Here is an 8,495-nt window from a genome sequence, read left to right as displayed (position 1 = left end):
GACCGGCTCCTCGCGGCCGCCGGCCCGGCCTGCGCGCGCCTGACCTCCGTGAGGTAGTCCAGCGCCTGCCGCCCGGGCACGGCCGCGAGGAGCCGGTCCTCGTGCGACCCCCGCCGGGCCTCGTTCCGGGCGTTGACGAGCGCCTCCGCCCGCAGCACCAGCAGCGCCGCGAACCCCAGAAGGCCCACCAGCCACCAGGGCGCGTCGGCCAGCACGCCCGCACCCGCGGCCGCCAGGCCGCCGAGGGAGGGGAAGGCACGTGTCACGGTCGTGGGCAGGCTCATGGGAACTCCTCGATCGGCGGCGGTTCTTACGGACTTGGCAACCGGCCGTACAAACGGCGTCGCGATGGCCAAGATGGGGGTGTCGAAGCGGGACGCGGACGCCCCGCGCAGCGCGCCGCGGACCGCCGCGGACGTCTGCGCCGGCCGGCCCCGACAGGCCCCGGCGACCACCGTTCTACGGCCCGCCGCACCCCGGCGACCAGGCCTTCCGGGCCGTGGTGAACGAATGAACGGCAGTGAACGGATCGTGAAAGAGGAGAACGGATGACAGGACGTGCCGGCCCGCGCCCCCGGGGGCCGCAGCGCCCCGATCCGGCCATGGCCGCACCGGAGTTGAGGGTGTGGGCGCAGCTGATGCGCCGCGTCCACGACGAGCTGTACGAGACCCTGGAGCCGGCCGACCGCCCCACGGTGACGGCCATCGCCCGGGACGCGAACCTCAGCCCTCCCTACGTGTCCGAGTGCTTCTCCGGCAGGCGGCGCCCCCGCCTGGTGCCGTTCCTGTCGATGGTCACCGCGCTCGGCGGCGACCCCCGCGAATGGGAGCCGCGCTGGCACCGGGCCTGGGCGGAACAGGACCCCGCCCCCGGCCGGGGCCCGGCAGCCGGCGGGGCCCCGGCCCCGGAGGGGGCCGCGGTGCCGTCGCCCCGCCTCGCACCGCTGCCCGGCGTCGACGACGAGGACGACCGGGCTCCGGCGGCCCCGGCACCGCCGGGGGACGCGCCGGCCGCCGCCCTGCGCCGCTACCCCGTGCGCCGGCTCCTGCGGGCGGTCGCGGCCTGGGTCCTCGCGGTCCTCGCCCGTCCGTCCCGCTCCCGCAGGGACGCGTACGCGGCGCAACTGCGCCGCAGGCTCGTCAAACAGGTCCGGGACAGGGCGGCCGTCGAACTCGGGCGCGCCGAGGCCCACCACTACCTCACCCCGCGGTTCGCGATCCTCGCCGCGCCCGAGCCCGACCGAGGCCGCTCCGGCCGCGCCCGCCGGTCCCGACGGGTGCGGCGGGCCGAGCCCGTGGCCGTCCCCGCGCAGGCCACCACCCTGCGCGCCCTCTACGAGGGCACCGACGACCTGGTGCTGCTGGGCCGCCCCGGCATGGGCAAGACCACCCAACTCGCCGCGCTCGCCCACCGGCTGGCCGTGGAGGCGCTCGACGCCCCCGCCGCCTCCGGCGACCGGGAATCGGGGCACGTCCCGGTCTACCTGCGGCTGGACACCTACCGCGGCGAACCCGCCGAGGAATGGCTCGCCGCCGCCATGGCCCAGCAGTACCGCGGCGTCTCCGGCGTCCTCGTGCGCACCTGGCTGCACGAGCACCGGCTGCTGCCCGTCCTGGACGGCCTGGACGAGGTGCCCGAACCGGAGCGCGGCAGGTGCGTCGCCGAACTCCGGCGGCTGCGCCGCTCCTGCCCGGGGATGGCGGTCGGCTGCCGCACGGACGAGGCCGACCTGCGCCGCCTCGCCCAAGACCTGCGCGCCCTGCGCTACGCCGAGGTGCTGCCGCCGTCCCGCCGGGACGTCCAGGACTTCCTCGCCGCGGACCGGGAGGCCCTCGCCGACGTGCACGCCGCGCTGGAGGGCGATCCGGACCTCTGGCCGCTGTTCCAGTCGCCGATGATGCTGAACTTCATCCGCCTCACCTACCGCAACCGGCCGGCGGACGACCTGCGCGCGCCGGGCAGCCTCGCCGAGCGCCGCGGCCGCATCTTCGACGCCTACACCCGCGAGTGCCTGCGCCGGGAGCGCCCCGGCCCGGACGAGGATCCGGAGCGCACCCTCACCCGGCTCGCCTCCCTCGCGCGCATGCTCACCGCGCGCAAGGAGCACGTGCTGTACCTGGACCGCCTCGACCTGAGCTGGCTGTCCCCCGCGGAGCAGGTCCTGCCGCGGATCGTGCCGAACGTCGTGATGGCGGTGGCGGCCCTCGGGCTGCCCGTGGTGTGGCTCGCGGCGGCCGTCCGCGCAGGGATGCTGGACACGAGCGTGCGGGACGCCGCGGCCCTCGCCGCGGCGATGGCGCTGAACATCGCGGCCCAGGCGTACCAGTCGGAGAAACACCACCTCGACCGGGGCGGCGGCCCCCGCACGGAGCAGCGCGGAGCGGTCGCCGCCCCGGTGATGGCCAACGTGCCCGTCATGTTCCTCGCCGTGTGCTGGCTGGTCTTCGTGGTGGAGGCCGACCTCACGGCGCCCGGGTGCTGGATCGTCGGGCTCGCCTACGCATGGGTGGCCCTCACCCAGCTCGAAGCCTCGTTCACGCCCGTGTTCCAGCCCGTCGAGCAGATGCGGTGGACGTGGTTCCGGCAGGAGCTGATGATCTACTCGTCGCCGCTGAAGCAACACCTCGCGCGCGGGCTGCTGTCCGGGCTCGTCTCCGTGGCGCTCGTCTGCCTGCTCGGGTACGTCGTCCTGCTGCTGTGCCCGCGGCCCGTGTGGATCGCGCCGGCCGCCGCGGTGTTCATCGGCCTCCTGTACGCCTTCGGCAACCAGTTCGAGCCGTCGCTGCAGGACCGCCGCCCCCGCCCGAACGAGGGCGTCCGCCGCTCGGTCCGGTTCTGCCTGGTCCACGGCTTCGCGGGCCTGGCCGTGGCCGGCCTCGGCCTGCTCGCCCTGATCGCGGCGGCCGCCCCGGGCGGGGGCTCCCTGCGGAGGGCCGCGTTCGCCGCAGCCCTGCTGGGCGGGCAGTTCGCGGTGATCCGCGGCTTCCGGTTCGGCGGGCTGGCCGTCGTACGCCACTGGACGGTCCGCGCGGTGCTCGCGCAGCGGGGCCGCACCCCGTACCGCTACCGCCGCTTCCTCGACGCGGCGGAGCAGCGTGTCCTCCTCCACCGCACCGACAGCGGCTACTTCTTCCCCCACCGCCTGCTCCAACTCCACCTCTCCGCCGCCCCGGAAGGCCTCCTCCCCAGGCTCCTGCCCCCGCCGCCGTGAGGGGCGCCCCGGCGCTCCGCGCAGCCGGGGCCCGGGAGTCACCGGCGCCAGAACAGGTGGTGCACCACCCCGCTCGGGCTCGGGACGGTCTCCAGGTGGAAGCGGTCGAGGAGGTCCTGCGGGGACTCCCACAACCTGAGCCCCGACCCGAGTTCCATGGGCGAGACCGCCACGTGGAGGGTGTCGACGAGGTCCGCGTCCAGGAACTCGCGGATCGTGCGCACTCCGCCGCCGAGCCGCACGTCCTTGCCGCGGGCGGCCTCCCGCGCCAGGTCGAGGACGGCCGCCGGCTCGCCGGAGACGAAGTGGAAGGTGGTGTCGGAGAGGGTGAACGAGGGCCGCGGGTGGTGGGTCAGCACGAACACCGGGGTGCGGAACGGCGGCTCGTCGCCCCACCAGCCGCGCCACTCGTGGTCCCGCCAGGGGCCGCGCTGCGGCCCGAACTTGTTCCGGCCCATGATCTCGGCGCCGATGTTGTGCGTGAAGTCCCGGGTGAAGTAGTCGTCCAGGCCCCGGCTGCCGCCCGGCTCGGTGCGGTTCGGCCAGCTCGCCGTCGCGCCGGCCCAGGCGAACATCCTCCCCGGGTCGACGTGCCCGAAGGGGCGCTCCAGGGTCTGGTCCTCCCCGGCCCCGATCCCGTCGCTCGACACGTTGAAGTTCTGGACCCTCAGCAACTGGGCCATGTGCACGTCCTCCTCGGGTTGCCCGGCAGTGCGCGGTAGACCGCTCGGGCCGCCGCAACTCATCGGGGCACCGGGCAGGGGCAGGGGTGCGGCGGGCCCGACGCCAGTCTGGCAGCAGCGGCGCACTCCGGCCGGGAACGGCGCCGGATCGACTCCGGGAATCAGAATTGAACACGTTCAGGGATGTGGCAGTATGAAGGCGCGCGGCGCGCACCGCACGGGCGACGGCGTCCGTCCGGCGCGCCGGGGGAGGGGGCCGAGCCATGGAATCCGCAGAACCGGCGCCACGGCGCTCCTACGGCCGCGTCCTGGCCGTCTCGACGGCGGTGCTGTTCCTGGAGGCCGTGCTCGCCGCCGTGCTCACCGTCCTGTACGTCCTGACCCGGGAGCCGCTGCGCCCCGGCCCGACCGCCGATGCCCTGGCGGCGCTCCTCGCCGTCTCCCAGCTCGTCCTCGTCGCGGCGTTCGTGCTGTCGCTCGCCGCCGTGCTGCCGGGCGTCGCGCTCGCCGACGCCCTCGGGCGCGTCTTCGGCGGACGCGACGCGTGGCCCTGGACGGTGTCCGTCCTGGCGGCGCTGACCGGCCTGCCCGTGGCCGCGTGCGCCGACGCCCGCCGGGACGCGACCGGCCTGCTCACCGCCTGGGCGTCGGCCACGGCCGTCCTGTCCGCCGCCGCCCTCATCGGCCGGCTGCGGCGAGAGGGGCTGTTCGGCCTGGTCCTGGCCCGGGGGGCCGCCGTCGTGGCCGGCATCGGGCTCCTGGGCTCGTTCGCCCTGTGGACCGACATCGTGCCGAAGTACCGGCCGCCGCTGCTCACCGAGGCGTCCATGGCGGGCACCTGGTCGGACGGCAGGGGCGGAACCGTCGCCTTGGCCGCCGACGGCACCGCCACCGCCTCGGCCGTCAAGCACTTCCGGACCGGTGAAGGCTCCGGCTGGGGACGCGGCTGCTCGGGCACCGGCACCTGGACCCTCACCCCCGGGCGGCGCAACACGTGGGGGCAGCGCGTCGACATCCGCATCCCGGGCTGCCCGCTGCCCGCCTGGCGGATCGCCGGCAGTCCGGAGCGCCCGGAGCTGTACCACCGCGTCGGCGACCCGGACGACAACGACCTGTACGAGCTGCGCAGGAGCCGGTGAGCCCCCCCGGGCCCCGCGGCCCCCAGGAGGCGTGTACCGCCGGTATCCGGGGTCCGCTGCTCAGGGGCCTGAGTACGCCCGCCATGAACCGCCCGCCCCGACCGGCCTACGGTGGCGCATGACGGTCCGCCACACCTCCGGCGGCGTGCGGTGGGCCAACCGCGACGAGTTCGCCACGGCCTCCTCCCACCGCCGGCCGGGGACGGCGAGCGCACCGTCCCCGTACGGCTCGAGGCCGCCCGCACGGGCGTGACCGTCACCGTCGAGGTGCGGCCCCCGGGCGACGGCTACCGCGAGGCCGCGTACGGGGAGTGCACCCTCGGCTGACGCCCGCCCATGCGCGCAGCCGTTCGCAGCGCCGCACATGGGGGTGATCCGGGCCGCGACCCGGCGACCCGCCCGCGGCACGGCCGTTGTACCTCCTGTCTGCCCGGCCCCCGCCACAGGAGCAACACGTGACCCACGCCTCGCTGTCCGCACCCTCCGGCCTGCTCCGCCGAACCCTTGGTGAACAGCGCATCGGCCTGGTGGCCTGGAGGCTGCTCGTCCTCCAGACCGCACACCCCGCCGTCGCGGCCGGCACCGCCCGCTACTCCACGTACCGGGCCCACCCCTGGCGGCGCATCCAGCACACCATGGACAGCGGCACCCGCCTGTTCTTCGCCGGCCCCGAGGACCGGGAGCGCGAGGCCGCCCGGCTGGCGCGCACCCACCGGCGCATCCGCGGCACCGACGACGCCGGACGGCCCTACACCGCAGAGGACCCGGAGGTCCGCGCCTGGGTCATGGTGACCCTGTACGAGGCCATGACCGCCATGCGCGACCTATCCGGCGACCCCCTCACCGCCGCCGAACTCGACTCCCTGTACGCCGAGTTCAAGGAGGTCTGCGCGGCGCTCGACATCCCCGGGGAATCGCTGCCGCCCACCGCCGCCGACGTGCCGGCCTACGTCGACAGGACTGTCCGGGAGGTCCTCGAATGCGGCGAACAGGTCCGCTACCTGCTCTTCGACATGCTCCGCGAGGCGCCCGCACCGCGCCGCCTCGGGCGGCTCCGGCCCCTCTGGCCGCTGCTGCGCGCCGTCGCGGCCCGGACGCTCACCGCGCTCACCGTCGCCGACCTGCCGCCCGCCTGGCACGAGCGGTTCGGCACGCCCCGCACCCGCAGCGCGGCGGCCCTCTCCTGGGCCGTCCACCGCGGCATGCGCCAGATCATGACCCGCCTGCCCGACCGCGTTCGGTACCGGCACCACTCCGACGACGACTCCGGCCCGCGTCCCGCCCGCCAGGGCCGACCGCGCCGGGCGTTCCCCGCGCCGCGCCTGCCGCGGCCGCGCACCGCCGACTCCCGGCCGGCCCGCCTGGAGGCCTTCTTCCGGCAGGTCCTCGACCAGACCGGCAACGGACGCGTCGACTCCGCCGACCTCCAGGCCATGGTCCACAACGTGTGCTGGCAGCTGGAACTCCCGGCGGAGCGGGAAGACGTGCTGTACGCGGCGTTCGAAACCTGGTGGCGCCACCTGTGCGCGGGCACGGACGCGGACGGCGACGGCGCCGTGGACTGCGCGGAGTTCGTCACCGCCATGCTGACCGGGCTCGACCGGGACCCGGACTACCTGGAGAAGGGCCTCGCCCCCGCGATGCGCGCCCTGTTCCGCGCTGCCGACACCGACGGCAGCGGGCATCTGTGCGCCGACGAGTACCGCACCCTGTTCGGCGGCAAGCGCATCCACCCGGCCGAGCTCAACCACGGATTCCGGCAGCTCGACGCGGACGGCGACGGCCGTGTCGCCGAGGCCGAGTTCGTCGCCGCGTTCACCGACTTCTTCACGGCCCGCACGGACTCCGCGGCCGGAACGGCACTCCTCGGCCGGCCGTGAGGCACGCGCGGGACGGCCGCGCACGGCGGCCGTCCCGAAGGTCCGCGCCGTCGGCGCGCCGTCAGCGGCGCGCCGTACGGGCCCGGATCTCCTGCGCCGTGAGGTAGGCGTCGGTCTGCTCGAACTCCCGCAGGGTGGCCGGCCGCCGCTCCTGGAACCCGGTCCGCACGAAGTCGTCACCCGCCACCGCGTTCAGCAGCCAGTTCGTCAGGACGCGGGTCTTCGCCACGCCTGTCCGCAGCGCCCCCCAGTGGTAGCCGCGCGCCACCGCCTGCGCCGGCAGACCGCGCAGCGGCACCCCCAGCGGCTTCGACACGGCGTCCGTACCGCCGAGGTCCACGACGAGCCCGAGGTCGCGGTGGCGGTACGGGCGCGGCGGCTGCCCGCGCAGGGCGGCGACCACGTTGTCGGCGACCGTGCGCCCCTGCCGCGAGGCGTGCTGCGCGGTGGGCGGGCAGACGGCCCCTTCCGTGTCCTGCGCGAGGTCGGGCACCGCGGCGGCGTCGCCCAGCGCGAACACCCCGGGCGCCCCCGGCACGGCCATCTCGGGGGTGACGACGAGCCGCCCCCGCTCCGTGGGCGTCCCCAGGGTCGCCACCAGCGGACTCGCCGCGACACCGGCCGTCCAGATCAGCGTACGGGTCGGCAGGACACGCCCGTCGGTGAGCGTCACCTCCGTGGCACCGGCCTTGGCGACGCTCACCCCGAGGGAGACCTCGATGCCGCGCCGGCGCAGCACGTCCAGCGCGGCGCGCCCCAGGGCGTCGCCGAGTTCCGGCATCAGCCGCGGGGCGAGATCGACGAGGTGCCAGCTGATCCGGTGTGCCTCCAGGCGCGGGTAGCGCTCCACGGCGCGGGTGGTCAGGCGCTGGAGGCACGCGGCCGTCTCGGTGCCGGCGTACCCGCCGCCCACCACGACGAAGCGCAGTCGGCCGTCCTGTTCGGCGGGGTCGCCGCACGCGTCCGCCAGGTCGAGCTGCGCGATGACGTGGTCGCGCAGGTGCGCGGCCTCGGCGAGGGTCTTCATGCCGCGCGCGTGCTCGGCGAGCCCGGGGATGTCGAAGGTCCGGGTGACGCTCCCGGGGGCCAGGACGAGGTGGTCGTACGGCCGGTCGGTGAGCTCCCCGGTGATCGTGCGCACGACGCACACCTTCGCCGCCGGGTCCACGCCGACCGCTGTGCCGGGCAGGATACGGGTGCGGTGCCGCTCGCTGCGCCGCAGCGACACGGCCACCGACTGCGGGGTCAGCACCCCCGAGGCGACCTGCGGCAGCAGCGGCAGGTACAGCTGGTAGGAGTTGGGGGTGACGACCGTGATGTCCGCCTCCCCGGGCGCCAGCCGGCGCTCCAGCCGGCGCACGCACTCGACGCCGGCGAAGCCGGCGCCGACCACGAGGATCCTCGGTCGAGCCATGGTGTCTTCCCTTCGGGAGGTGGTGGGGCCGGGATCGGGAGGGATGCGCAGCGCGCCGGCCGCCCGCGGTCAGATACCGAGGTTGGCCAGGTTCACGCCGACCGTCCGCAGGGCGGCGGAGACGGACGGATGCCGCGCCTCGAAACGCACGGCGGCCCCTTCCAGGG

At 75.8% G+C, this 8,495-nt stretch carries 6 protein-coding genes and 1 pseudogene; 4 read left to right on the top strand and 3 right to left on the bottom strand.

Going from position 1 to position 8,495, the window contains the following annotated elements; translation table 11 throughout:
* Window positions 1-284: pseudogene (locus tag EF903_RS23670) on the bottom strand (hypothetical protein); the annotation flags it as partial.
* 264 nt (window positions 285-548) lie between these two features.
* On the opposite strand from EF903_RS23670, the gene EF903_RS23665 reads away from it, so the two are divergent.
* On the top strand, window positions 549-3,212 hold the full coding sequence (locus EF903_RS23665) for an NACHT domain-containing NTPase (protein ID WP_125546324.1): 2,664 nt from the start codon (window positions 549-551) through the stop codon (window positions 3,210-3,212).
* A 38-nt stretch (window positions 3,213-3,250) separates the two neighbouring features.
* Here EF903_RS23665 and EF903_RS23660 read toward each other — a convergent pair whose 3' ends face one another.
* Window positions 3,251-3,895, bottom strand: coding sequence for a dihydrofolate reductase family protein (locus EF903_RS23660; RefSeq protein ID WP_125546322.1), 645 nt, complete (start codon window positions 3,893-3,895; stop codon window positions 3,251-3,253).
* 263 nt (window positions 3,896-4,158) lie between these two features.
* Here EF903_RS23660 and EF903_RS23655 point away from each other — a divergent pair, with 263 nt between their 5' ends.
* The 3 genes from EF903_RS23655 to EF903_RS23650 all read left to right on the top strand — a co-directional run bounded on the left by EF903_RS23655 (window position 4,159) and on the right by EF903_RS23650 (window position 6,914).
* Window positions 4,159-5,034: a hypothetical protein gene (locus tag EF903_RS23655; RefSeq protein ID WP_125546320.1), complete on the top strand. Its 876-nt coding sequence runs from the start codon at window positions 4,159-4,161 to the stop codon at window positions 5,032-5,034.
* Between the two features lie 150 nt (window positions 5,035-5,184).
* A complete protein-coding gene (locus EF903_RS34285; RefSeq protein WP_185902786.1) occupies window positions 5,185-5,361 on the top strand; it encodes a hypothetical protein in 177 nt (58 codons plus the stop codon).
* A 128-nt stretch (window positions 5,362-5,489) separates the two neighbouring features.
* Complete coding sequence (locus tag EF903_RS23650; protein ID WP_125546318.1) at window positions 5,490-6,914, top strand: oxygenase MpaB family protein; 1,425 nt, start codon at window positions 5,490-5,492, stop codon at window positions 6,912-6,914.
* A gap of 61 nt (window positions 6,915-6,975) precedes the next feature.
* Here EF903_RS23650 and EF903_RS23645 read toward each other — a convergent pair whose 3' ends face one another.
* On the bottom strand, window positions 6,976-8,328 hold the full coding sequence (locus tag EF903_RS23645) for an NAD(P)/FAD-dependent oxidoreductase (protein WP_125546316.1): 1,353 nt from the start codon (window positions 8,326-8,328) through the stop codon (window positions 6,976-6,978).
* Window positions 8,329-8,495: the final 167 nt, after the last annotated feature.

The sequence above is a fragment of the Streptomyces sp. WAC05292 genome (genome assembly GCF_003949955.1).
Classification (GTDB): domain Bacteria; phylum Actinomycetota; class Actinomycetes; order Streptomycetales; family Streptomycetaceae; genus Streptomyces; species Streptomyces globosus.
Note: the sequence above shows the minus strand (reverse complement) of the source record. Positions and strands in the feature narration are given on the sequence as shown.